General features: G+C 31.3%; 24 protein-coding genes. 4 read left to right on the forward strand and 20 right to left on the reverse strand.

What is annotated here, in order from left to right; genetic code table 11:
- Positions 1-99 precede the first annotated feature (99 nt).
- The 5 genes from C661_RS0109175 to murI form a co-directional block, all read right to left on the reverse strand.
- Positions 100-774 carry a S24 family peptidase gene (locus C661_RS0109175; RefSeq protein WP_017415019.1) on the reverse strand — a complete coding sequence of 225 codons (675 nt, stop codon included), beginning with the start codon at positions 772-774 and terminating at the stop codon, positions 100-102.
- 110 nt (positions 775-884) lie between these two features.
- Positions 885-1,280: a DUF3783 domain-containing protein gene (locus tag C661_RS21615; protein WP_017415020.1), complete on the reverse strand. Its 396-nt coding sequence runs from the start codon at positions 1,278-1,280 to the stop codon at positions 885-887.
- A 31-nt stretch (positions 1,281-1,311) separates the two neighbouring features.
- Positions 1,312-1,827, reverse strand: a complete 516-nt coding sequence (locus tag C661_RS0109185; protein WP_017415021.1) for a peptidylprolyl isomerase — start codon at positions 1,825-1,827, stop codon at positions 1,312-1,314.
- Between the two features lie 314 nt (positions 1,828-2,141).
- On the reverse strand, positions 2,142-2,597 hold the full coding sequence (locus tag C661_RS0109190) for a hypothetical protein (protein WP_017415022.1): 456 nt from the start codon (positions 2,595-2,597) through the stop codon (positions 2,142-2,144).
- Between the two features lie 459 nt (positions 2,598-3,056).
- Positions 3,057-3,830 (reverse strand): glutamate racemase, encoded by a 774-nt coding sequence (gene murI / locus C661_RS0109195; protein WP_017415023.1) that lies wholly within the window; start codon positions 3,828-3,830, stop codon positions 3,057-3,059.
- Between the two features lie 367 nt (positions 3,831-4,197).
- Here murI and C661_RS0109200 point away from each other — a divergent pair, with 367 nt between their 5' ends.
- Positions 4,198-4,485, forward strand: a complete 288-nt coding sequence (locus tag C661_RS0109200; RefSeq protein WP_017415024.1) for a hypothetical protein — start codon at positions 4,198-4,200, stop codon at positions 4,483-4,485.
- A gap of 310 nt (positions 4,486-4,795) precedes the next feature.
- Positions 4,796-5,077, forward strand: a complete 282-nt coding sequence (locus tag C661_RS0109205) for a hypothetical protein (RefSeq protein WP_017415025.1) — start codon at positions 4,796-4,798, stop codon at positions 5,075-5,077.
- 138 nt (positions 5,078-5,215) lie between these two features.
- On the opposite strand, the gene C661_RS0109210 is transcribed toward C661_RS0109205, so the two are convergent.
- The 3 genes from C661_RS0109210 to C661_RS0109220 form a co-directional block, all read right to left on the reverse strand.
- Positions 5,216-6,583 (reverse strand): MATE family efflux transporter, encoded by a 1,368-nt coding sequence (locus tag C661_RS0109210; RefSeq protein ID WP_017415026.1) that lies wholly within the window; start codon positions 6,581-6,583, stop codon positions 5,216-5,218.
- Between the two features lie 9 nt (positions 6,584-6,592).
- Positions 6,593-7,021: a MarR family winged helix-turn-helix transcriptional regulator gene (locus tag C661_RS0109215; RefSeq protein WP_017415027.1), complete on the reverse strand. Its 429-nt coding sequence runs from the start codon at positions 7,019-7,021 to the stop codon at positions 6,593-6,595.
- 486 nt (positions 7,022-7,507) lie between these two features.
- Complete coding sequence (locus C661_RS0109220) at positions 7,508-8,044, reverse strand: TDE2712 family protein (RefSeq protein ID WP_017415028.1); 537 nt, start codon at positions 8,042-8,044, stop codon at positions 7,508-7,510.
- Between the two features lie 151 nt (positions 8,045-8,195).
- Between C661_RS0109220 and C661_RS0109225 the strand changes: the two genes are divergently transcribed.
- A complete protein-coding gene (locus C661_RS0109225) occupies positions 8,196-8,471 on the forward strand; it encodes a hypothetical protein (protein WP_017415029.1) in 276 nt (91 codons plus the stop codon).
- A 107-nt stretch (positions 8,472-8,578) separates the two neighbouring features.
- Here the strand turns inward: C661_RS0109225 and lexA are convergent, their stop codons facing one another.
- Complete coding sequence (gene lexA / locus C661_RS0109230) at positions 8,579-10,198, reverse strand: transcriptional repressor LexA (protein ID WP_017415030.1); 1,620 nt, start codon at positions 10,196-10,198, stop codon at positions 8,579-8,581.
- A gap of 271 nt (positions 10,199-10,469) precedes the next feature.
- Entirely contained in the window at positions 10,470-11,612 is a 1,143-nt protein-coding gene (locus C661_RS0109235) for an ion channel (RefSeq protein ID WP_017415031.1), read from the reverse strand.
- Positions 11,613-11,765: 153 nt separating this feature from the next.
- On the opposite strand from C661_RS0109235, the gene C661_RS23635 reads away from it, so the two are divergent.
- Positions 11,766-13,790, forward strand: coding sequence for a sensor histidine kinase (locus C661_RS23635; RefSeq protein WP_017415032.1), 2,025 nt, complete (start codon positions 11,766-11,768; stop codon positions 13,788-13,790).
- Between the two features lie 73 nt (positions 13,791-13,863).
- Here C661_RS23635 and C661_RS0109245 read toward each other — a convergent pair whose 3' ends face one another.
- From C661_RS0109245 to C661_RS0109290, 10 genes are all read right to left on the reverse strand, one after another.
- Positions 13,864-15,120 carry an ABC transporter permease subunit gene (locus tag C661_RS0109245; RefSeq protein WP_017415033.1) on the reverse strand — a complete coding sequence of 419 codons (1,257 nt, stop codon included), beginning with the start codon at positions 15,118-15,120 and terminating at the stop codon, positions 13,864-13,866.
- Positions 15,113-16,159, reverse strand: coding sequence for an ABC transporter permease subunit (locus C661_RS0109250; RefSeq protein ID WP_017415034.1), 1,047 nt, complete (start codon positions 16,157-16,159; stop codon positions 15,113-15,115). The genes C661_RS0109245 and C661_RS0109250 overlap by 8 nt, the downstream gene beginning before the upstream one ends.
- Positions 16,146-17,774 (reverse strand): sugar ABC transporter ATP-binding protein, encoded by a 1,629-nt coding sequence (locus tag C661_RS0109255; protein ID WP_017415035.1) that lies wholly within the window; start codon positions 17,772-17,774, stop codon positions 16,146-16,148. Before C661_RS0109255 ends, C661_RS0109250 begins: the two co-directional genes overlap by 14 nt.
- Before the next feature lie 167 nt (positions 17,775-17,941).
- Positions 17,942-19,093, reverse strand: coding sequence for a DUF3798 domain-containing protein (locus C661_RS0109260; RefSeq protein ID WP_017415036.1), 1,152 nt, complete (start codon positions 19,091-19,093; stop codon positions 17,942-17,944).
- A gap of 539 nt (positions 19,094-19,632) precedes the next feature.
- A complete protein-coding gene (locus C661_RS0109265; protein ID WP_017415037.1) occupies positions 19,633-19,824 on the reverse strand; it encodes a ferredoxin in 192 nt (63 codons plus the stop codon).
- A gap of 269 nt (positions 19,825-20,093) precedes the next feature.
- Positions 20,094-21,383, reverse strand: a complete 1,290-nt coding sequence (locus C661_RS0109270) for an NCS2 family permease (RefSeq protein ID WP_017415038.1) — start codon at positions 21,381-21,383, stop codon at positions 20,094-20,096.
- 289 nt (positions 21,384-21,672) lie between these two features.
- Complete coding sequence (locus C661_RS23640) at positions 21,673-21,837, reverse strand: hypothetical protein (protein ID WP_017415039.1); 165 nt, start codon at positions 21,835-21,837, stop codon at positions 21,673-21,675.
- A gap of 377 nt (positions 21,838-22,214) precedes the next feature.
- On the reverse strand, positions 22,215-23,879 hold the full coding sequence (locus tag C661_RS0109280) for a glutamine--tRNA ligase/YqeY domain fusion protein (RefSeq protein ID WP_017415040.1): 1,665 nt from the start codon (positions 23,877-23,879) through the stop codon (positions 22,215-22,217).
- 385 nt (positions 23,880-24,264) lie between these two features.
- Complete coding sequence (locus C661_RS0109285) at positions 24,265-24,468, reverse strand: cold-shock protein (RefSeq protein WP_017415041.1); 204 nt, start codon at positions 24,466-24,468, stop codon at positions 24,265-24,267.
- A 266-nt stretch (positions 24,469-24,734) separates the two neighbouring features.
- Positions 24,735-25,799: an HD-GYP domain-containing protein gene (locus C661_RS0109290; RefSeq protein WP_017415042.1), complete on the reverse strand. Its 1,065-nt coding sequence runs from the start codon at positions 25,797-25,799 to the stop codon at positions 24,735-24,737.
- Positions 25,800-25,914 lie beyond the last annotated feature (115 nt).

Genomic DNA, 25,914 nt, shown 5'->3' on the forward strand with positions numbered 1-25,914 from the left:
AAATTTGTGCATGATTTTTATGAAGTTTTAGCTCATATTTGTATTTTATTTTTATATAACTCTTATAGTTTTGTTAATATGTTTCTTAAGCTACTTTATCTATAGCTTTATTTCTAGTCTGTTTAATTTTGCAATAACCTTTATGTCCTTGGGACTTACTGTTTCTGTTCTTAAAGACCCTCTGTTGCTAATTAACAATATCTTATTAGCATCTAATTTCTTAATTTGTCTCAACACTCTTTCTCCATTGTGATCAATTAAGCAAATTGCATTGTTTTCTATTTCTGAAGTAAGATTTGCAAAAGCTAAGTCACCTTTAGCTATTCTAAGTCCAATTAAATCATCATTTTCTATTTGAAGATATAGAACCTTATCCTGTGCAAAACCTTCAACCTTATTTGAAATTATAGGCAACTCTTTTTTTCCTACTGATTTACTTAAGTCATAGCCATATATCCCAACAGATTTTAAAACTGAGCCTAAAGCATCATTCCAAACATCATTAATTGCCTCCACTGGCTTATTAACCTTTTTAGGTGCTATCTTTACCTTTTCTTCTTCCATAATGAGAGTATTCATCATGGAACTCATATCCTCTAGGTCTCCACCTAAAACTTTACCTATTCTATCCATAAGGTTTTCATTTACAACTTTTCTTCCACTCTCTACCTCATTAATAAAGCTTTCAGCAACTCCTAGTTTCTTAGCTAATTGCTTTTGTGTCATACCCTTGGCATTTCTGGCATTTTTTATTCTTTCACCTATTCCACTCATAATATCTTCTCCTCATAAGCTTAAGTAATAAGTTTTTAATTATTATATTATATCATAAATTTGGTTAATCAGTATAAAAAAGTCCCCTAGATTCTAGGAGACTTTAGCTGCTAATTTTTTTTCTTGGAGTTTTGTCTATGAAATTCTCTTTCTTCAACTAAATGTTCTAATAAATCTTTAAATTTCATGGTCATCGATATAGGAGTTACTGTAGCTAAAATCGGACGGCTTGATAATATAGTCCTCACTTCAGTAACTGCTCTTTGAAGGGTTCCATCATCAAACCCATTAAATATTACAATTTTTTCTTTAGGCAATGGTTCTTCTCTTTTTACTTCTGTTGCCTCATTATCCTCGAGAATTTCCTCTAAAGTTTTATGTGCCATAGAATTTTCTATTATAACACAAGGCTTCGCTCCTTGTTTTTCAAAGTGACTATTTAAAGTATTAATCTCTTCTAAATCTAAAGCAAAGGTTAAAATAACCTTCTTATCAAGCAAATTCATATCTTACTCCTTTTCCCTTTCAGGACCTACTTTATAATGTTTCTGGCTCTTGGTAGTCTACTCCGAAAGTATCTACTGTTACCGCTTTCATAACTTGTTCTTCATAAGGTCTATCTCTAAAGTCTGTTTTTGTGCTTACAATCTCATCAGCCACACTTTGACCTTCAATTAACTTTCCAAAAGCAGCATATTGTCCATCAAGATGTGGGGAATTTGCTACCATCACAAAAAATTGGCTTCCAGCTGAGTCTGGATGTTGAGATCTTGCCATTGAAAGAACTCCTGTTGAATGTTTAAGATCATTTTTAAACCCATTACTTGAGAATTCTCCCTTTATAGAATATCCAGGACCACCCATTCCACTTTTCTCTGGACATCCACCTTGTATCATAAAGCCTGGAATTACTCTGTGAAAAATCAATCCATTGTAAAAGCCTTTTTTTATTAAGCTTATAAAATTCTTAACTGTATTTGGAGCTATTTCTGGATATAATTCCGCCTTCATTATTTTTCCGTTTTCCATTTCAAATGTAACTATTGGATTCATATAAATTCCTACCTTTCCTTACTCGCAATTCTTTAGGTCTGCTAACTTAATCAACAGCTTCCTACCTATTATGTATCTTTTGTACACTTTTATAGTTTATTACTTATTATACCATAATTATGCAAATATAATCTTTAAATATATTTAAATTTTGGTAATATTTTAGAATGACAATTACCCTTCACCCTTCATATTTTCTTGTATTAAAGAAAATTAATTCCTCACAGAAGGTATACTTCCTTGAATCCTATAAAACTATTCCTGTTTTAATTAAAATAGACCTGGAAGTAATATTCCTGGTCTATTTCTAAATTTTATAGCATTTCTTTTGCTACCACTAAATTAAAGGAAACATCTCGTGGCTCATTAGGAAATTCAATAGAAAGAGCTCCTCCTGGTAACACTAAAAAATAATCTTCTTCTATCAAATTATTAATAGAATCCTGGATCATACTAGTTTTGTGGAGTAGTAGCTTGTCCGAACCTTCCATTTCATGTAATCTAAATTTAATTTTTAAGGAATCATAACTAAAATCACTATCTACACTTTTAAAATTCTCATAACCATAAAATCTCACTTCGTTATGCCTAGATACATTAAGATTAAGTTTGTTTATCAACGTAATCCCATCAATAATGTAAATACAGTTGCTATCTGTAGGATTTGTAAGAAGCACACTTTTAAATTCCTTATCCTTAGTGATTTTTACTTCAAATAACTCCCCATCGTTACCGTGGTTATTTTCTTTAGAAAATTTGAAAATCCTCACCCTTATCACCCTATTTTTTTATTTTTGCTAGAAATTTTAATTATACCCTGAAAGAATAAGCCTCAAAGTCTTCATGTGAAAATCCTTTACATGATAAAATCTTTAGACTTAAAAACTTCCTTCAAAATTACTATTAAAATGAAGCTACTGCAAGATTACCTAATTAATAATGAGCTTACTGGAAATATATTTATTCATTAATAATAGCTAAAAAAGTGACTTACCTTTAAAGGTAAGTTCACTTTTTACTAGTTTGTTATAAATTAAAACTTCTTAGCTTTAGAGTTTGTCTATACTATAGAGTATTCCACCAGGTCCATTTTGGTTAAGGATTTTCTTAAATTATTTAAAACTTCATATATTCCATCAATTGTAAATAACCATTTTTCCTGATATACGCTATAAGCTTAAAATTCATTTATCCTTTAAAGCTAGACTTTATTGTATTTAATTGTTAGCTTATAGGTTTAATAATTTATAGCTTAAAGAAATTATAGCTTCACTATCCAAAGAATTATATATGCTCACAGTACCCTTACTACCATGAGGATTTAATAAATTATTATCTTCTAAAACCTTTTTTAGGTGCCTTGAAGTGCCGTCACTACCATCTATTACAGGTATATCTTCACCTAACACCTTTGATATAGCTCCCTTTACGAAAGGATAATGAGTGCATCCTAACACTACGGCCCCTACTCTATGGCTCTTTACTTCTTTAAATTTTTCTCTAAGGTAATTTTCTACTGGCTCTCCTTCTACATTTCCACCTTCAATTAATTCCACTAACCCTCCACAAGGAAGAGGTGCAATGTTAGCTTCCTCTTTATACTTCTCCTGAAGTGCATTAAACTTCTTCTCAGCTAAAGTCATTGAGGTTGCCATAATTACCACAGCCCCTTCTCTATTTAGCTCTACTGCAGGTTTTAATGCTGGTTCTATTCCAATAATAGGTATATCCTTATAAAAGCTCCTTAGTTCCTCAATAGCTGCAGAAGTAGCAGTATTGCAAGCTATAACAATAGCTTTAACCCCCTCTGAAAGTAAAAACTCTACAGCATTAAAGGTTAGTTTTTGTACCTCCTCCACAGTTTTCACTCCATAGGGAGCATTTTTTGAATCCCCAAAATATATATAATTTTCATTAGGCATAAGCTTAATAGTTTCTCTTAAAACACTTAAGCCTCCAACTCCAGAATCAAAAAAACCTATACTTAAACTCTTTTTATCCATACCATTGTCACCATCCTAAAATTGTATGTTTAAACCTTAATTCTTGAAATTAAATGATTAAAAGAACTACCTTAACACTATACACGAATAAGGTATTTATTTATAGTAATAAGGTTTAAAATTTATTTTCTATATAATATGATACTACAGCTATTTTTTTATTAAAAGGTAAATATTCTCTATCTCCATATATTATAGATAAAAGCTAGTTTAAATTTCTACAAAAATATGCTATAAAGATATTTCTAAATATAAAGTAATATATCTCCATTTTAGGGTACACTAGTAAAAATTAATATTTAGTTATGAAGAACATATAATATTTACATGTTTAACTTTAAGAATCAACTATGAAAGGATAAGTAAAATGAATTTTCCAGATATACATACTAACTTTTGGGATGCAATTATTGCAGTTCCCTTAACTGTTATACTAACACAGTGTTTTAAGTTGTTTCCAATACCACGCAAATATTTTCCAGCCATTGCAACAATCATTGGCTTTATAATATCAATATTTCTTAGCCATAGAGGGGATTTAAGTGCTGGTCTTTTTATGGGTGGTTTTTATGGCTCAGCAGCTGTAGGGTTATATTCTTCACTAAAAATGAGTTGGTTGTCATATAAAAAGAAAAAAGCTCGCCGCTTAGAGTAATGTAGCCTTTCATGTATTGTAGAAAGTAGATCTTTACATTTAGAGCTGCTTAAGATAATAATTGTGCGTATATAAAATTTGTATTCACTTTTATTAGTTTATAAAGGTGCTAAAACTTAAGTATTTATAGAATTTAAACTTTAAGTTTGCAGTTAAGCTTCCAAGTAAGGTACACAAATTCTGTTAAATGAATACTTATATAGTAATATTACATGATTGCCCTATTTAAACACCTAGTAAGCTTTTAGCATTTAAGGTGTTTTAGAAAGACTTTCTTGTAATCTATTATACGTAACAAAGGGTGATGAAAATGAAGGATAGAAGCTACTGGGATAAACTATTAGGTACTTTGTCTGAAGGGGTAGAGGAACTAGCAAAGGGTACTAACAATCTTATTGAAAACTCAAAGTTAAAATATGAAATTCACAGCATAGAGGGAGACATAAAAAAACTTTTCTATGACATTGGTTCAGGAATATATGAAGATTTTAAACGTGGAGATATTGACCTTAAAGAGTACGAGGATATCTTTAAAACTATCCATACTTTAGAAAAGAAAATAGACAAACTAAAGAAAAAATTGATTAACTAGGTAATTTTCTGTATTGAGCCGTAAATTGATATACAAAAATGCAAAAGGTGTGCAAATGCACACCTTTTAGTTTATCTCTATTTCTACACTTTCTCGTAAAACTTCTTCAGGAAATCCTGTCTAAAAGTCTTCAGTTTTTTATGCTACCCTAGTTTCCATCTCCTGTTGCTTTAGTTCCTTTAATTCTCTCATTACAAAGAATACAGTAATTATAGAAGCAACCGCATCAGAAGTTGGTCCTGAAATCCAAACTCCATTTAATCCAAAGATTGGTGGAAGAATTAAAAGCAATGGTATTAATACTATTACTTGTCTTACAAGACTCAAAAACATTGATATTTTTGCTTTTCCTACTGCTTGGAAGTAGTTTGTACTGATAACTTGGAACCCTATAACTGGAAGCATAGAAAGATAAATTCTAATGCCATGGGTTCCAATTGCAACAAGATCAGCATTGCTATTAAATATCTTTATAATACTTGGGGCTGCAAGCTCTACTACTAAAAATCCAGTGGTAGTTATAGCAACAGCTGCAATAACCGCAAGCATCCAGGCCTTCTTAACTCTTTTATAGTTTTTAGCTCCATAATTATATCCAATAATAGGCTGAGAGCCTTGATTTATTCCAAATACAGGCATTAAACACATCATTGCTACACTTGATATTACTCCCATAGCACCAATTGCAAAGTCTCCCCCATGGGTTAAAAGAGCATTATTAGATATTACTCCAACTAAGCTTGCAGCAAGCTGCATAAAAAATGGAGACATACCGATAGCAAAAATGCTTTTTATTATTTCTTTATCTAATTTAAAGTTTTCTTTTCTAAGTTTAAGTGTGCTTTTTCCCTTTGTAAAATGGTACAATACCCAAATTGTGCTTGCAAGCTGAGCTATAACTGTAGCAATAGCCGCTCCTGCTACTCCCATGTCAAAAACAAAGATGAAAATTGGATCTAATACCGTATTAGTAATAGCACCAAGTAACATTGTAAGCATGGCAATCTTAGGGTTTCCTTCTGATCTTATAGCAGCATTAAGACCAAAGCCTATATTTTGAATTACCCCACCTGCTATAATGATTTGAATATACTCCTTAGCATAAGGTAAAATCTTTTCACTAGCCCCAAAGGCAACTAATAGCTTATCTAAAAACGGGAAAGTTATTATTGCTAAGGCTACTAAAATTATAATAACTAACATAAGTGCATTTCCAAGGATTTTTTCTGCTTCATCTTTCTTTTGTTGCCCAAGTCTTATGGATATTAATGCTGCTGAACCTATTCCCACTAGCATTCCAAAAGCCATAATTACTGTAGACATTGGAAAAGTTACTGTTACTCCTGAAAGAGCAAGTTCCCCAACCCCACCTGGTATTTGTCCTATAAAAATTCTATCTACTATATTATAAAGTGCATTTACAATCATTCCTATAATTGCAGGAATGGAAAACTTTAAAAGCAACTTCCCTACTGATCCTTGTCCTAATTCCATTGTTCTATCCATTTAATCACCTTATCTTTCCTCTAAATTATTGTACATTTTCTTTAGCCAGCAAACTAATAATTGTTGCTCTTCCTTCATAAAACCTTTAAACATTACATCCCTTGCATGGAGGAATTCCTTAAAGCTTTCTTCTTTTATGGCTTTCCCTTCCTCTGTGAGATATATTCTATTGACCCTAGCATCTTCATTGTCATGAACTCTTTTAATAAGCCCCTTTTCTTCTAAAGAGGATATTAATCCAGTAAAGGTTGCAGGCTTAATCTCGAGTATTTGTTGAATTTCTCTTTGAGATTGACCTTCTCTTCCACAAAGTTCAATTAACACTCCAAGTTGAGCACCAGTAATATTATATTTTAAAAGTCTTGCATCATGGTAGCCTGTCATTTTTCTAGTTACAAGCTTAAGCCAATAGCCTAATCTTAATTCATCATCTTCCATAATTATTTAGCCTCCTAACTAATCCTATAATATTCTATTAGTTTATTACTGAAAAGTCAATATGAAATCTACTTAAATAAACCTTTCACAAACCTCCCTGTAGATTATTAGCCTTTAACCTACATTAAAGGGCTTATGAAATATGCAAAACAGCTTTTTAAAGTTCCAGTAAGCTGCATAAGGTCTAACAACCTTGAAAACAGATTCAGACTAAACAACGGAACTTTGTTACACCAAAGAAATTTTCCTAATCTAATCAACTATCATTTATAGATGCTAGCCGACTTGAAGCTTGCAAACTTTTGCTAAAATCCATACTTAATTTAAAATTTATCTATAATAGAAAAGACCAGGATTATAACTTTATATCCTAGTCTCTCATACACTTTAATTTAATTATTTTGCTAAACTATTTTCTTAAATTACTTTATGTTTATTACTACCTTATATTCATTAATTATCTTATGCTTTATAAGTTAGCTTATCTTACTTGCTTAATAACTCTTTTATTTTTTCTTTTATATATTCTTTTAACTCTTTTTCTCCAATATATGTGTTCTCATCTACATCACTTGGCTTTATTCTAAAGAAGTTTATAATTAGTTTGTTTCCTAAAATTATATACTCATCAGAGTGTAGTGGTGAGAAAATTACTTCTATTTCTTCAAAGTTTTCGCTGCCTTTAACATCCTTAACTTCTGAAACTAAAGAATCTAAATTTAGTCTCTTTAGAGGATTCGCCATAGATTTAGTGTATTCTAAATCCTCCATCATCCACATATTATTGTTCCAAAATTTCTTTTCTTTTTTAGTGCCAGTGAAACGCTCTCTATTTTTTATAGCACTTAAAGCTCTTCTAACTGATTCTGCATCAAATTCTTCATCATAAGCCGCACTTAATGCTGGCATCTTAGCTACATCATAAAAAAAGCTTTCTGCAATATTGTCCTTTTCGCTAGCTGCTTGCCAGTAATATAGCATAGCTTCCACTGCTTCTAGATTTAATCTAATCCTTTGTAACATAAAAAATCTTCCCTTCTTATTATAGAATATACGCTAATACCATTATACAGCAAAACCCTTATAATAATCCATTTATCATAAGCAAATTTTCACTTTTTCCATAGTATATAGTATACCCATAAGTTACAGTAAGATGAAGGAGAAGAAAAAAATGAGCAATCTGGATAATACACAACTAAACCCTGACCATGACACCTGTAATTGCAAAATTGGAAGCTGTAAAAATAACAGTGATTACACTTGCAAGAAGGATAGCTGTAACTGTGGCAGTGGCTGCAATTGTGGTGAGAATTGTACTTGTAATAATGCGAATGATTCTATTTCTAATCCCCCTAACAATAAAACTTGTGAACCCACAGCGAAAAAAAATACTTGTACCTTATTTACATTAAGTAACATTATAATTATTGATTTAGATGAGAATTAACTTAGAAATTGTGAAATTCAAATCTTAGCAGAGGCTCCTTGGAGTAAAAATGCTCCAAGCTACTTCTAAAACTAAAATCCCCTGAGGAAATGTCCTCAGAGGATTTTTTATCTTCTGCTTATTACTCCAATAGCCGTTCCCATAATCATAGCATCTTCACTTTCTATTTTTATTGGGTCATACTTTGGATTTTCAGGAATTAAAAATATACCATCTTTTTTAATGGAAAGTCTTTTTAAAGTAGCATTACCATCTAAATCAACTGCAACAATATCATTGTTATTTGCAATGGTTTGTTGCCTTATAAGTACATAGTCACCATCATGGATATTAGCTCCTATCATACTATCACCTTTAACCTTTAACATAAAGGCATCCTTTACCCCCTTAAGCCAATAAGTTGGGATACTAAAGTTTCCTTCAAACTCATCACTAATAAGAATTGGTTCCCCTGCTGCAATGTCACTATAAACAGGTACTGCTCTTAATTCATCCTCACTGAGAGTTTCTCCACTTCCATTAGGATCTAGTATTACTTCTCTAGAGCTTCCACTATCCACTGCAAAGTCATATTCCATTCTATGTCTTATATCTTTATAATTAAAATAATCCATGTATAAATTTCTCATTTTATTCTTCTCATCATTTCCTTTTGTTTCTATGGCAGATTGCTTAACCATAGGCGTAAAACTTTCATTAGAAACTTCTTCTTCATTCATATCACTATGAAAGTTTTCAACCTTTGAAGTATAATCCTTTAACTCTATTTCTTCCTTAGTCATAGCTTTCTTAAGGCTAACCTCTGCATCCGAACCTACACTTAAGCACATCTCTCTATTTTCTAGCTTTTCTTTGAATTTAATAGTCTTATATTTATTATTATCTATATCCTTAATGGATTTATGACTATTAAAGTAGGAATGCTCTAAAAGATTGTCCACTTTGTTTAGAATTAAAATAAAGTTACTGTAGGTTTTATTTTCTAATAACTCCCTAATCATCTTAAGCTGGAGCTTTGATAAGGTTTCACTATTATCTATAAATATATGTGTGTATTTCTTACTACCTACTTTTCTTACTGCTTCTAAAGCCAACATCTCCTCATGAAGTGTATCCACCCAATTATGCATTTCTAATAAAGCCTTATAGGTTTTTAAAACTTCATATATTGCCTCTCTAGAAGAAGAGTTTTTAGGAAGCTTTTTACCTCTTCCTTTTCTCACAAAACTTTGATACTCTTCCACCGTATCTAAATAATTTGCTCTTATATAATCAATTTCCTCAAGAATAAATTTAGCATTTTCTTTTTTTAGAAGCTTAGACTTTGTATATTTTTCTTTTACTTTTGCAATGGCTTCTAAAAGTACATTTTCTCTTTCATCCATACCTTCAATAAAACTATAATTTTTGTTAGTTTTATTCTTATAATTATTAAAATAGCTATGGATTAACTCCTTAACTGATAGCACTTCAAAAGAGTTATTTATTGCGCTAAAAAAAGTCAAATTACTGCTATTGTCCTTTAAGTTATTATATTTATCCTTTATACTAGCCTTTTCATCATTAGTTATAAACAATATATTATCATCACTATATAAACAATAATCTGTACTTAGATAAGCAGCCCTATTAATAGCTTCATAGGTTTTTCCAGTACCTTCTTCTCCTTGAAGAATAAAAAATCTTCCATTTTTAAATTTGCTTGTATTAGTTTGCTTTAGCCTCAAAACTTCACCCCCTTGAACAATGAACGCTGTTACTAAAATTTTTCATTAAGCCTTATAACTGAATAAGGTTTTTATTTCTAGTAAATTGCTCTAAATTTTTTTAAATAAAAATTATTAACTAGGAACTGCTTCAAATTTATTTCAAACTATGCAATCACGATAAACTTTTAGCTAGAACCTATTCTAAAATACGACATCAAGTTACAATTATATATAATATTATACCATAAATTCTCTCTAAACTCATTAGAATATATTGGCACAGTTCAGTTTATCTAGTCATTTTTCTTACTAAAGTTGAAGTCCAAATAGCTACCATTATTACTCCTGCTATAATTTCTAAATTAGCAACATACATACTTATCATACTATGAGGAACCAAATTTCCATAACCAACTGTACAAAAGGTAACTATACTAAAATGAATAGAATAAAGAAAGTCCTTTAAAAAGACTAAAACTCCCTCGGGCATAGATAAATTATGATAATCAATTACGCCTGTCTTAGTTTCTATTCCTGTAAATAAATAAATAACTGCACAAAAAAGTATTATAAGTAAAGAAACACCAAAACTTCTATAAGGCTTTTCCCCATAACCGCAGACAAAATTTGACGAGGTAGACACTATTTTTTTTATTCCTCGTAAAGTTCTGTGTTTAGCTTTTTTACTCTCATAAAAACACTCTCCATACTTATCTTGTATGTCATTTTTAAGGTATTGATTTCCAAAAGCCATATAGCTATTAGCTATGTTTAAATCCTTCTTACCACAAGGATGGGTTGATTTATTTCTTAGGCAATAATAGTTGTCCTTGTAATTAAAAGGTCCTATATAAGATCCATAGCTTACTCTAGTGTACCCTCTTTGATTCAAGAAGAATATATCCATGGAGCAGCTAGTGTTCTTAATTATACAGTCCATAAGATTACAATCATCAATAAATCTTACAGCATTGTAGCTATTTCCTATTAAGTTGCATCTCGCCATAAAAGTATCTTTAAAGGAAGTAACATTAAGCTTACACCTTTTTATAATTATTCCATTTAAATTGCACTTATAAAAAGAAGTTCTTTCAATACATCCACCAAAAATCTCCATAAAACTTTCATGACCAATATTACAACGTTGAAACTTACAAAGCTGAAAAACACAATTTTCAAAAAACACATTAGAAAACCTAATGTTTCTAAAATCTACTTCTTTAAAGATGCACCCAATATAGGCTATATCTGAAAAACTTAGTTCTAATACCCCTGTAGTCTTATTAAATTCCTTACCTTCTACTCTTGCGTCCACAAGACTTAAGAAATGGTTTGGAGTTATATTTTTTATTCTTATATTAAAATAACTAATTGGCTTTGTAGTTTTTTCGAAATGCCTTGTTTTAAATAACTGCTGTATAAGTTTTTTCATAGTTATGCACTCACTCCATGTCACTATATTTATTTGAAATATTCATAATGTTATAAATTGAACTAAAATTTTGTCATAACCTCTTGTGTTCACCCCCATAACTCATGATATAATTTTGTCATACACTGTAATTATCTGGGGGACATTTAAATTATGTACAAGAATTTAAAAATTCTAACAAGACGGCATTCAAAATTAAGTGGATTAAAACTAAACCATTCTTTATTTTTACTTATATTATTTATATTCGTAAATATTTTTTGTCCTTCTAAACCCATCTCAGCCTTTACAGGTCAAGTTAAAAATATCTTAGTCCTTACTTCCTATGAGCAAAATGAATATTGGGAAACCAACGTCCTAAAAGGATTGTATGAATCTTTGAAGGATGAAAATATTGAACCTATATATAAAGTTGAATACTTAGCTATTTCCAACGAAGATAAGAAATATACAGATGCTCAAGGGGAACTTTTAACACTTAAGTACAAGAATACTAAATTTGACTTAGTAATTGTCATAGATGATGAAGCCTTAACTTTCTTTTCTACTCACGGGAAAAATATTTTTGGGGAAGTTCCTGTAGTTTATGGTGGCATAAATAGTGCCGGCAAACTTTTCCGTTTCCCCTACAATACCTATACTGGGGTTGTAGAACATTATAATATAAACTCATTAATAGACTTAATGTTACGTGCGCACTCTAACGTAGAGCAAATTAATGTGATATTAAACAACTCTGCTTTTTCCTCTACTGTAGAAAGTGACATAAAGTCATCCTTAGCTTATTGGTCTACTAATGTGAAGTTTAATTTTATAAAAGATGATTATCTAGAAAACATTTCTTCCAAGCTTAAAGAGCTTCCATCACCACAAGTACATCTTTTAGTTGGAAATTTTAAGACTAAGGATAACTTCCTAATACCTTATGGTGATGTAATAACAACAATTAAGAATTGTTCTGATTGTTCTGATTGTTCAATTTATTCTACCAATGGAGGTTACTTCGACTCTAACATTATAGGCGGATATGTTTTATCTGGAACAGAACATGGAAAAATATTAGGTAAACTTGCATTAAGAGTTTTAAAAGGAGAAGCTCCTAAATCTATTCATCCAGTTCATGATACTGGTGGTATGTTTGTTTTTAATTATTATGAGCTGGTGAAAAGCAAAATTTCCCAAAATATTCTTCCTCAAAATAGTGTTATTAAAAATCAGCCAACTTTCAATAGTAACATTTTTTACACAACTATGATCGTCCTAGGAATTTTAATAGTTATTTGCATTATTATAATAATTTATCAAACTAATGAAAAGGTTAGGAGTATTACAAGAATAAACTATGAGAAAAAACGATATGAAGAAGTTATAAAATACGATAAAATGAAAACTGAATTTTTAGCTAATATATCTCATGAATTAAGAACACCTCTCAATGTTATGTTATCTGGACTACAACTTTTAGAAATGCATAAAACTAAGGGAGATATTACCTTCAAAGATCCTTCTTTAGTGGAAAAGGCTTTTTATGTGAAGCAAAACGGCTATAGACTTTTAAGATTAATAAACAACCTCATCGACGTAACAAAAATTGATTCAGGATTCTTTCATCTTCAACTTGAAACAAGAAACATAATTGAAGTAGTTGAGGGAATTACCCTTTCCATTGCAGAGTACATGGATCAAAGGGGAATAAACTTAGTTTTTGACACTAATGAAGAAGAGCTTTATATGCCCGTAGACTCCGATAAAATAGAAAGAATAATGCTTAATCTTCTTTCTAATGCAGCAAAATTCACTCCTGAGAGCGGAACAATTTTAGTTAATATGGATTGTTCAAAATACTCAGTAAAAATTTCTGTAAAAGATAATGGTATTGGAATTCCTAAAGGAATGCAAAAGGAAATTTTCAATAGATTCACTCAAGTAGATAGCTCACTTCATAAAAATAAACAAGGTAGCGGTATTGGACTATCTCTTGTAAAGTCCCTAGTGGAGCTTCACAAGGGTAGTATTTATGTTGTAAGCACAGAAGGAAAGGGCTCTACTTTTACATTTGAACTTCCAGTAACTATGCCACAAGACAGTGAAGTTGCAACTACTTCTTTAGATATTGAAAATCCTAACTATAATGAAAAGATAGTTTTGGAGTTTTCTGATCTTAATGAATCTATGTAAGTTACCGTTGAATAAATTATTCTAAAAAACTCCCTATGAAAGATGCTTTTCATAGGGAGTTAATCTTTAATATCTACATTTTTAAATCTCTTTTATCTTCTACAATCTTCTTCCAAGCATAAAGAGCAAGGGATACACAAATAACTCCATAAGCTACAAACACTCTAAAGTATTCACCTATTTGAGCATTATTAAATAAATTCTTCCCTGCTGTTGGCGATACCACAAAGAGAGTATGGAACAAAATTACTCCAAGTAAAGCTTGTTTATTTGTAGCCTTAGATACAGAAGCTCCTCCTATTAGTATAGCTGCTATAGCAAACATACCAACTTGTTCATGACTTCCGTAGGTGTTTAAGGTTCCAATATTTTGGAGGAATATAATTTGTCCCCAAGCTGCTAGAACAGTAGAAATAATTATAGCTTTAATTCTTGTCTTATTAACATTTATTCCTGAAGCATTTGCCACTACGCCACTTTGACCTACAGTTCTAAAGTCTTGACCAAGCTTTGTTTTAAATATAAACACATTAAATGCGCAGAGTATAACTAATATAACCATACTAATCATAGGTACTTTTACGAAAAATAACACAGTTGCAACAGATGGAATTTGACATATAAATACTATAACCAAACTTAAAACTGCTATAACCACATGTTTTTTAACAATACCTTTTTTCTTTACTGCTCTATAAATCGTAACAGCTATAAGCCCAATTCCTATAATTAATGCCACATAGTAGGTTAATTCATAAAGAGAAAGCCTCCATAAATCATCCAAGGCATATTTTATACCACCATTTAAGTCTACAGTGTTTTTTATTCCTACACCTCCACTAATCATAAGCTTCGGATTCTTCATTGGAATTACAGTTCCTACTAGGAACAGGAATAAAAGCTGATAAAGACCATTTGCAAAGATACCAAGAATCATACTGGTTATCATTTCTTGACCCTTTGTCATATTTAATAGCTTGCCTGTAAGATATCCAAAAATTATAGCTATAGGAGTAGTTAAAACTACACATAACAAGAACCCTGGAATTCCTACAATACCCCAATGAGTAACTGCAATAATTACAATTTGTGCAGCCATAGCACCAATAACTATACCAAAGTTTAGCCCCATACCTGCAATAACTGGAATTATTAAAGATAGCACAATAAATAAATTCCTTCCAATTCTATTTACAAGTTCATCTAAAACTAAGGTTAGAGGCTGTCCTGATAAATTTAACCCTAATAAACAGAGAATGATAAATAATATGGTAACCATATTATTAAATATATAGCCTTTAGCCTTTGCAAATAATCCTTTACTATGCATCAGCTCCACCCCCTTTAGCCTTTGTTAATGCATAAATTATAATACCGTTACTAACTATTATCCTTATAACTTCAGATAGATTTCCCTCCGTAAACATGGAGTTAACAACAGGAAGCCCCACTGTAAGTAATCCTTGGAATAAGAAGGTTCCAATGATTACATGAGATATCTTTGCGCCTCTAGTAGAAGCTCCTCCAATTAGCACAGCTGCAACTGCTGGAAATCCCATCATCATAGGTGCTTGATAGAGTTGAATAAAGCCATAGCTTTGAGAATAAACCATAATTCCAACTGCTCCTAGAACTGTAGATATAGTTGTTCCAATAACTCTAGTTCTATCTACATTTATAGCAGAAGCCTGTGCAAACTTTGGATTATTTCCTCCTGCGGTCATCATAATTCCTGTTTTAGTTTTTAAGAAGAACCAAACTACTAAACAACATAGTAAAAACATTAATATTAACCCTGTAGGAACTGTAACTCCACCTATTCTAAAACTTAGGAAGTTATCTAGTATTTTAGCAAATCTGCCCTCTAGAGTTATGGTAGTTCTAAGTCCTTGACCAATAGGCCACTTTATTTCTTCACTCATAAAAGGTAATAGTAGCCATCCTATACACATAAGGGACACTGCTGAAAAACCAGCATAGGTTCCTATCATCATTTCATCTCCCTTAACCTTGTTAAGTAAGAGTCCATAAAGGTAGCCTAGAACTGCCGCAAGAACTATAGAAATTATAGTTCCTACAAAGAAAGCCTGAAAACCCCTTAAGTTCATTTCTATACTAATTAACCCTCCTAAAATACCTGCAAGAAGTCCAATAGGTAGACCAAAGTTTAAACCTATTCCACACAGAATACCAGGGACCATAGCAAGTACTAATATTCCATTCATTCCAAATCTAACTAAGATATCCGAAAAAAGAGTACCCATATTTAACTTCATAGGAATTGCTAGAATGCATAATAGTATGAAAAATCCACCTATAATTAACCTAGGTAACCCGACTTTATTAGTAAAATCCTTAACTTTCTCCATGACTCTCTTCCACCTCCCTTTGCTCCTCTATTTTTATATCTGTGTTTAAACCAGACATTAAAAGTCCAAAGTCTGCATCAGGAGCCTCTGGTTTTAATATGCCTGCTACCTTTCCCTCTGTGATTATGGCAATTCTATCGGAAATTGACCTTAATTCTGCAAGTTCACTAGAGGTCATTACTATGGTCATGCCTTTTTCCTTGTTAAGCTTCACTAAGGTATCTAATACTAACTTTTTAGCTCCTATATCAATTCCTCTAGTAGGTTCAGATACAAACAGCACTTTTGGATTTAGTGTTAAAGCCCTTGCAATGCACACCTTCTGCTGATTTCCACCACTAAGCCTTCTGGTTAGCTGAGTAGGTCCTGTACACCTTATATCTAAATCTTTAATCATAGAGTTTGCATAAGATCTAACTCTTTTAGCGTCCACTAACTTTATAGGTCCAAAGTTTTTAAAGAACTCTCCATTTATCTCCATGGAGGTTACTGCTATATTAAGCTCTATAGAATTATCAAGAAGAAGACCAATTCCTCTTCTATCCTCTGAAACAAAGGCAAGTTTGCTTTCTAGTGACTCCTTAGGTGAATTTAAAACTAAAGGTTTGCCTTCTAAAGTTATCTCTCCACTAGCTTTGTGAAGTCCCATAATGCCATTGGCAATACCGATTTTACCTTGCCCTGCGAGACCCCCAATGCCTAGGATTTCTCCCTTTTTAACCTGAAGACTTACTCCCTTTACTCTCTCTCCCGGCATTTCTACCACTAAATTATCAATGTTTAAAATTACTTCTTCCTCTGACTCTTTTTTCTCCTCTACTTTTCTTATAATTTCAAGCTTTCTTCCAACCATATACTCAGCAAGCTGAACTACATTAGTATTTTTCTTTTCTACTGTAGCAACAAGCTGTCCATCTCTCAAAATTGTAATATTATCAGCTGCCTCCATAACTTCATCCAGTCTATGTGTGATGAATATGATAGCAATTCCACTGTTAGCAATACTTCTCATAGCAGCAATTAAAGTTTCAGCTTCACTTTCTGTAAGAACTGCTGTAGGTTCATCAAACACTAAAAGTTTAATATTCTTCTTATCTATCTCCCTTGCAATCTCAACAAACTGCATGTAACCTACTGGAAGACTAGAAACATAAGCAAGCTCATCAATACCAATTCCAGTAGTTTTTAATGCCTCCTTACCATCCTTATTCATAGCTTTATAATCAAGGGTTTTTAAATTTTCCCCAAATATTCTACTGATAACAGAATTCTTAGTAATTTCTCTATTAATTTTTATATTTTCAGCCACTGTAAAACCCGGAATAAGCATAAACTCTTGATGTACCATACCAATCCCTAAGTCCATGGCATTCTTTGGAGATTTTATAGCTATAGGCTCTTCATTTAAATACACTTGTCCTTTAAATCCGCCTGTAGAATGAATTACAGGCATTCCAAATAAAATATTCATTAAAGTAGACTTACCTGCACCATTTTCTCCAAGTAGTGCATGAATTTCTCCAGGTTTTATATTTAAACTAACACCTTTAAGTACCGAGTTTCCAAAATACTCTTTTTCAATGTTCTCCATACGGAGCACATATTTTTTCTCCATGCTTCCCCCTCCTCTATATTTAGTACTTTAGAAGGGATTCTACCTGGTGAAACTAATTCTTTAAGCTTTTCCCCTCTAAAGTATAGTTAAATAATGATTAATTTTACTTTTCTTCTAAGCCAGTAAAGCTACAGCCTTACTATTGTTTAGAAAATTCAGAATTATTTCTAGAAGTTTATATAATCGGATAATAATAAATAATAATTATCGTAAGTCTTATTAGCTTTTTCATCCTTTAAAGGTGTAACATTAATTTTACTCTTTAATACCTTCTCAATAACCTCTTCTAACTTAGCTTTGTCATTTTTACTCTTAGTTTTACCTTCTAAAACTTGCATAGCATACTCTGTTCCAGCTTCAACAAATAACATGTTTACAGGTACTGGCCAAGTTGAGAATTTACCTTTTCCACCTTTTTCTTCAATTTTCTTTTCTATTTCCTTAACTATAAATTGAACATCACCCTTTTTATCATCTGGAATTTGTATTCCAAGTGCTCCTGGATAAGCATGGTATGGTGATGGACAACATTGTTGTGGGAATATAGCTCCTTGTGCTAATACTGACTTAATAAGTGGTTCTTGCATTGAACAGTTTGTGCTAAAGAATGCTGTATCTTTTCCAAACTCTTGAACCTTTCTTGGAACGTCTTCAAGAATAAATTGTTGTGCTCCTGGAACTCCAGCGTCTCCTGTTGGGTCTGGTGCTGTTGCATCAACAAATTTTAATCCTATCTCTTCACAAGTCTTTTTGAATAAATCTCTTCTTTGAGCAAGTAACTCATAAGACATATGCCTTGGGAAAGAGTAGTGAACAAAAGTCTTAGCTCCTTGTTTTTTAGCTTGTTGTATCACTGTTTTACCCATTCCAAGCTCATCAGCTTGTAAAATTACATCAGCCTTTCCAGCTATCATTGCTGGGTCTTCTCCTGGAACCCCTGCAACAAAAAGCATATCAGGTCTTTTTTCCTTAACCTTATCAATAGCAGCAGATGCTCCTGGTACTGCTTGAACAAATATTATAGCCTTAACTTCTGGGTCTGATGCTAAAGTTAATGTATTAGCTATTGTTGTTTCTTGCTCCTTCATAAAACTGTCTGGATAAGTTTGAAGCACTATTTTATCTCCATATTTTTGCTTCATTTTTTCTGCTGCTCTGTACTCTTCTTCCCCTTGAGAAACTGTACCAGTTATAATTCCTATTTTATACTTGTCATTTTTAGCAGCGCCTCCACCTTCTACTGGACTTTTAGGACCACAGCCAACCATTCCTAAAACCATTAATCCAGTTAAAACCCCTGCAAGAACTTTTTTTAACAATATATTCGCCCCCTATAATTTTTAATAGTATAAATATATTTACCTATAAATGTGAATATGTTTAAAGTCGAAACATTTTATTAATAATAGTTTAATTAATTTAATAAAATTCCTATAAACTTCATTATTATTTAGTTTTACTTTGTAAAAATCCTCATAAACTTTACTTATTTTTAAAAATTAGCACTAATTATTCTTCTATATTAAAATTTATATTATATTTACTTTAAAATTAATTATCAAAGTTCCTCAAAGTTTTAGTATTCATTAAAACTCTCCTATAATTGCCTACAAACAAAAATCTAACCTTAAAATTTGCATATAGTTAATGGCTAGTTAAAACCCTTTCTCTTATATTTTTATACAAAAAAATCAACGAAGCTTTTTTCTTCGTTGATTTTCAAAGGATTAGGCACATACTTAATAATTATTAATTATACAAGTTCCAATGAATTTACTACTTTATAAGTAAAATCATCTAAAATCCAGATAACCTCATTATTGAATTTTCATTGGTAAACTCATACACAATTAAGCTATTACTCTGATACTTCAATAGCACTTGTTGGACAGCTAGCTTCTGCCTCTTTTGCGCAGTCTTCACTTTCCTTTGGTACTACGTCTACAACTACACCAGCTTTTCCGTCATCTTCAAATTCAAAAACCTCTGGGCAAAGACTTGGGCATAATCCACAAGAAATACATTCATCTTTATTAACTGCTGCTTTCATTTTCATAACCTCCAATTTTATGTAAAAATATTTAAGTCTATTGGCCTTTACAACTTATAAAACTTTTTAAAATAGACTTATTCCTATTTCTTAGGATACCTTTATGCTTAAGTTTTTATTCTCATTTGTAAAAGTTTATATGAAATTCATTAGCCTTGTATTCTTTATTTTTAATAACCATTATATGTTTACTCATAAAAAAACCTCCACTAAAGATAGTGGAGGTTCCTAATTTAAATTATTAAAATAAATTTTTACTTTTTGATGCCTTAACCTATAATGTGTAGTATAAAGTTTATCAAAAACATTGAAGATATCAAATACATAGGTATTCTAACTTTACTACCACTACTAGCACACAGCTTTACCACTGGATAAGCAATAAATCCAAAAGCCATGCCATCTACTATGCTAAAGGTTAAAGGAATCATAGCTATGGTCAAAAATGCTGGAAACCCTTCTGTAAAATCTTCAAAATTAATATGGGTTACATTTTTAATCATAAGCCCACCGATAATAATTAATATAGGAGTTATTGCAGTATTTGGTATGATTTTAATAACTGGTATAAATAGTAAGGATACCAAAAATGCTAACCCTGCTACTATTGAAGTTAATCCAGTTCTTCCACCAGCAGCCATACCTGCAGCACCTTCAATAGAAGTTACAGTGGGGCTTGTACCTAAAAATCCTGAAGCAATAACAGAAATTCCTATAGCTCTAAAGGTCTTATTATACTTCTCTGGTTGATTTAGCATTATATTTATTTGTCCATGTAATAAACCCAAATTCTCAAAAACCAATACCAGTGATAATGAAAATGTAGCTATCCAAAAGGTAGATGTGAAAATTCCGCTAAAACTCATGGCACCTAAAACTTCACCATAAGCATTAAGATTTATACCACTTAGAGTAAAATCCTGCAAACTTACCACACCAAAAAACATGGATACCACAGTTCCGAGAACCATACTTATTAAAAAGTTTCCTGGCACATTTTTTATAAAGAGAAAAAGAGTTATTACTAGGTTAATAAAAGTTACATAAACCTTAGGATCCTTGAAATTTCCAAGCACTACAAAAGTAGCCTCATTAGGAATTATTATGCCGCTTTTTTGAAGACCAATAAAGGTAATTAATATACCAATACCTACAGTAATGGCCTCCTTTAAAGAAGTTGGTATTGCTTCTGTAAGAATCTTAGATAACCTAGTAAAGGCTACCACAGAAAATAAAATACCTGACATAAAAACAGTACCTAAAGCTTGTTGCCAACTTAATCCCATAGATTGAACTATAGTGTAAGAAAATAATGCATTAATCCCCATACCTGGAACAAGTATTACTGGAGAGTTTCCCATTAAAGCTACTAATAGACATCCCACAAAGCATGACACTACAGTGGCTATTATTGCTCCTTCTATAGGAACACCAGCATCAGATAGGATAGATGAATTAACTGCTACGATATAAACTACAGCAAAAAAAGAAGTTAATCCACCTATTATTTCTTTCTTAATGGTAGAGTTACTTTCCTTAACTTTAAATAACCTATTCAAAGTATTACTTCCTTTTCTTGAATCCCTCTCCCACCCACACTAACTAAAATTTAATCAAGGTAAAACAATGAAAAAAATTCATATTAATTAACAACTTTGAAAGAAGGTTACACTCCTTTCAAAGTTATCTTTGTTTCAAAGTTTATTTTTGTATTCTAGCTTCCTCTTCAATAAAGCGAAAGTTTTATTCTACAAAATCTCTTTTATCTTTAATTAATGCAAGTAGTATTATATCAAACTTCTAGAAAAAACTCCACCTAGTTAGAAATAATTTAAGGGTTCTTAACTTTTAATATTTTATTCCCTTTATATTATTTTTTCTTTGTATTTCTTGGTCCTCTTCAGGTTTTAGTCCTGTTATAACACCTATTTGATCCATACCTACGTTTTCTCTCAATAAATTCTTAGTTACTTCTATAGCATCTTCGTGCATTCCTTTTGGCATTTTTCTCATACAAAAAACCTCCTTTTAAAATATACTGTATAGTTCCTTAAAGACAAAATATTAAACTTCAGCTTTAAAGGTCTGAATAAAATCAAAACAATACTCTTATTAATAAAATAAGAGATTTTAACCTTGATTTCATATCTATAGTATTTGAAGAAAAGGTTTATTTATAGCTGTTAAATTATCACTACTGATTTATAATTCATATAAATCACCCACTATTTTCATGTGTTTACTATTAAAACTTTAGGTTGTGTGTATATGGACTTTGAAAAACAAAAGCTTATAGTTCCCTTTAAAATTTTTAAGGGATTTAAAGTTAAGCTTTAACTTTAAATCCCTATGAAGCAAACCGTTGTAATAATTAATTTTGTATTAACTTATTATTTTTCAATTTTGAAGGAGCTCTTTAAGGACACAATTCTATTAAACACTGGTTTTTCTTCAGTAGAGTATTTACTATCTACATTAAAGTATCCATGTCTGAAGAATTGAAACTTATCTTGCTTCTTTGCTTCCTTCATATTAGGTTCCACATAACCTTGTAAAATTTCCATGGAGTTTGGATTAACATTTTGTAGGAAATCCTTATTATCATCTTGATTCTCATCTAAGATTAGCGGCTCATATAGTCTAAACTCTGCAGGTATTGCTGACTTTGCATCTACCCAATGAATTGTACCTTTAACTTTTCTTCCAGTAAAGCCAGTTCCACTCTTTGTCTCTGGGTCGTAAGTACAGTGTACTTCTACCACGTTTCCATTTTCATCCTTTACAAAGTCATTACATTTTATGAAATATGCCCCTTTAAGTCTAACTTCGTTTCCTGGGAATAATCTAAAATACTTTTTAGGTGGTTCTTCCATAAAATCATCTTGTTCAATATAAATCTCTCTTGAGAAAGGCACTTTTCTTTTTCCCATTGATTCATCATCTGGATTATTTTCTATATCTAACATTTCAACACCATCTTCTGGATAGTTTGTTATAACTACCTTTAATGGCCTTAAAACTCCCATAGTTCTTGGAACCTTTGGACCCAAGTCCTCTCTTATGAAATACTCAAGCATTTGAGCATCTACCACACTATCATTTTTAGCAACTCCTATTTCTCTGCAGAAATTACGAATCGCTTCAGCAGTAAACCCTCTTCTTCTAAATCCAGCAATGGTAGGCATTCTTGGATCATCCCAACCATCAACTACTTGTGCATCCACAAGGGCCTTAAGCTTTCTCTTACTCATAACAGTATTAGTCATATTAAGTCTTGCAAACTCAATTTGTTGAGGCTGACTTTCCATTTCACACTCTTTAACCACCCAATCATATAGTGGTCTATGATCTTCAAACTCTAAAGTGCAAATAGAATGTGTTACATCCTCAATAGCATCTTCTAATGGATGTGCAAAATCATACATTGGATAAACACACCATTTATCTCCTGTATTGTGATGAGTTGCATGAGAAATACGATAAATGATTGGATCTCTCATATTAATATTTGGAGAAGCCATATCAATTTTTGCTCTTAAAACCTTCTCTCCATCTTTAAACTCACCTTTTCTCATTCTATCAAATAAGTCTAAGTTCTCTTCTACTGTTCTATTTCTATATGGACTTTCTTTTCCTGGCTCTGTTAAAGTTCCTCTATATTGTCTGATTTCCTCTGGAGTTAAATCACAAACATAAGCTTTACTCTTTTTAATTAAAAGTATTGCTCTATTGTACATTTCTTCAAAGTAATCTGAAGCAAAAAATAAATTATCCCAATCAAAGCCTAACCACTTAACATCCTCTTTAATAGATTCTACGTATTCTGTATCTTCCTTTACTGGATTTGTATCATCAAAACGAAGATTTGTTTTACCTTTAAATTCATCAGCTAACTCAAAGTTCAATATGATTGACTTTGCGTGACCGATATGTAGATAACCATTTGGTTCTGGTGGAAAACGAGTTATAATTTCCTTATGCTTGCCACTTTGTAGGTCGTCCACCACAATTCTTTTAATAAAGTTTGACGAAGTACTTGTATAGTTATCTGCCATTTAATTCACTTCCTTTTTTATTATTCTATTTAACCTTGTCTTTTTACAAGGTATTTTTCATTTTAAAACATATTGAAACCCTTACTCTAAAGAACCCAACCTAAAATTAGAATAGTGTATAAATCCACCTTATTTTTCCTGAGGATTGTATAGTTCAACATAATCAGTTCTTGGCTTAGAATCCTTTAGCACTCTTACATAATTTTAAATATACCATAAAACCTTCAGTTATGCTATTCCTTAAGTAAACTTATTTGTGTTTTAAAAACCCTAGGGTTCTCTCCCTAGGGTAATGTTTGTTAATGCTATTTTCAACTACTATTAGTATAAAAAGGCTAATTGTAGTTGAAATTAAAACTTTAATATCTTCAATTAAGTCTATCCTCTACATTTTTTGCACATTAATAGCTTGAAGTCCTTTTTCACCCTCTATCACATCAAAGGTAACTTCCTCACCTTCATGTAAATCTTTATCGTGAGTTTTTTCTTTCACTTGGGAATGATGAACAAATACATCGTTTCCATTATTTCCTGATATAAATCCATATCCTCTTTCATTATCAAACCACTTTATTATTCCTGTTTCCATGTTTAATACCTCACTTTTCTTTAGTTAATTATAGTATGTATCAATAAGCTTTATTGTTTATACATAAATTGAAACCCTACTTACTGATATTATTCCATATGACAGAACTATATTTATATAACTTCAATAATGGAATACATTTCATAAACATTAACCTATAAAATTCTTTCGGTATTATTATTTGCACAATGTTTCATATTTAATACAACACATAGTTGGTAATTTTTCACTTTACCATATGATTAAAACTTGCTGAAAAATTTAATTTAAAATACCATTTTCTTAATATATAAATCTTTACGTTCCTTCAAATCTATAAAGTCTCCATCACTAAGGAGTAACGGCCTTCCGATATCATTTATATCAATTTTTACTATCTTACATATTGCCCCAGAGTTTAATAAAACCCTTTCTCCCATGTAGTAATTTGCAACATGACTTAAAAATACATTACAATACTCATAATCTAGTTTTCCCATGCTTTCTTTACGTATAATCTCCAAAGCCTCAAAGGGCGCTTTACTTTGTTTATAAACTCTATTTGAGTTCACTGCATCAAATACATCTGCTATTGCAATGATTTTGCTGAAAACATGTATCTTGTCTCCTTTAAGGCCTAATGGATAGCCCGAACCATCTTCTCTCTCATGATGAGTAAGGACGGCATACCCTACAGATTTATTTAAAAATGGTACATCTTTAATATAGTTATAGCCTATAACAGGATGAGATTTTATAATGTTAAATTCTCGTGTTGTCAATGCACTAGGTTTATCTAACACTTTTTTGTCTATCTTAGTTTTACCAAAGTCATGTAAAATTCCAGAGTACACTAGTAGGTTTATTTCATTCTCATTAAGACCTATCCACCTTCCGAGAATAGAACTCAACGCAGTTACATTAACACAATGCCTATATATAGTATCTTCTCCACTGCCATGTAATACTATATTCTTTATAATTGAACTAGTAGCTTCTAATTCAACTTGAATTTTCTTTGCAAACTTTTTAACTTCTTCTATACCTGATACCTTTAAATTTTCCATATCTACAAATACTTGCTCTACATCAAAAGATAGTTCAGTAAAGGTTTTATCTACTTCTTCTATAGTCTTTACTTTCTTAGTATCTTCATCCTCATAAGTATCTTCTTCTATTGAGTAGACTTCAATTTCACTAATAAAGTAATTATCCTTTAACTTTCTAATTGCTGTTTCTGTAATAGAAACACCTTGGTTTATTAGAACTTGTCCATTAATCTTTATTTCTTTGGCTATTCTCATTCCTACTTCAAGATCATTGATAGATATACTTTTTTTATTAACTACCATATACACCCAACCCCTGATAATAATTATAGTAACTATTATGAATTTCACCCTTAAAACCATATATTTTAGAGCATTCTACTCATATATTCGCCATAATTCACTTTTCCCCTTTGTT

The organism is Clostridium tunisiense TJ, assembly GCF_000300195.1.
Lineage (GTDB): Bacteria > Bacillota > Clostridia > Clostridiales > Clostridiaceae > Clostridium_J > Clostridium_J tunisiense.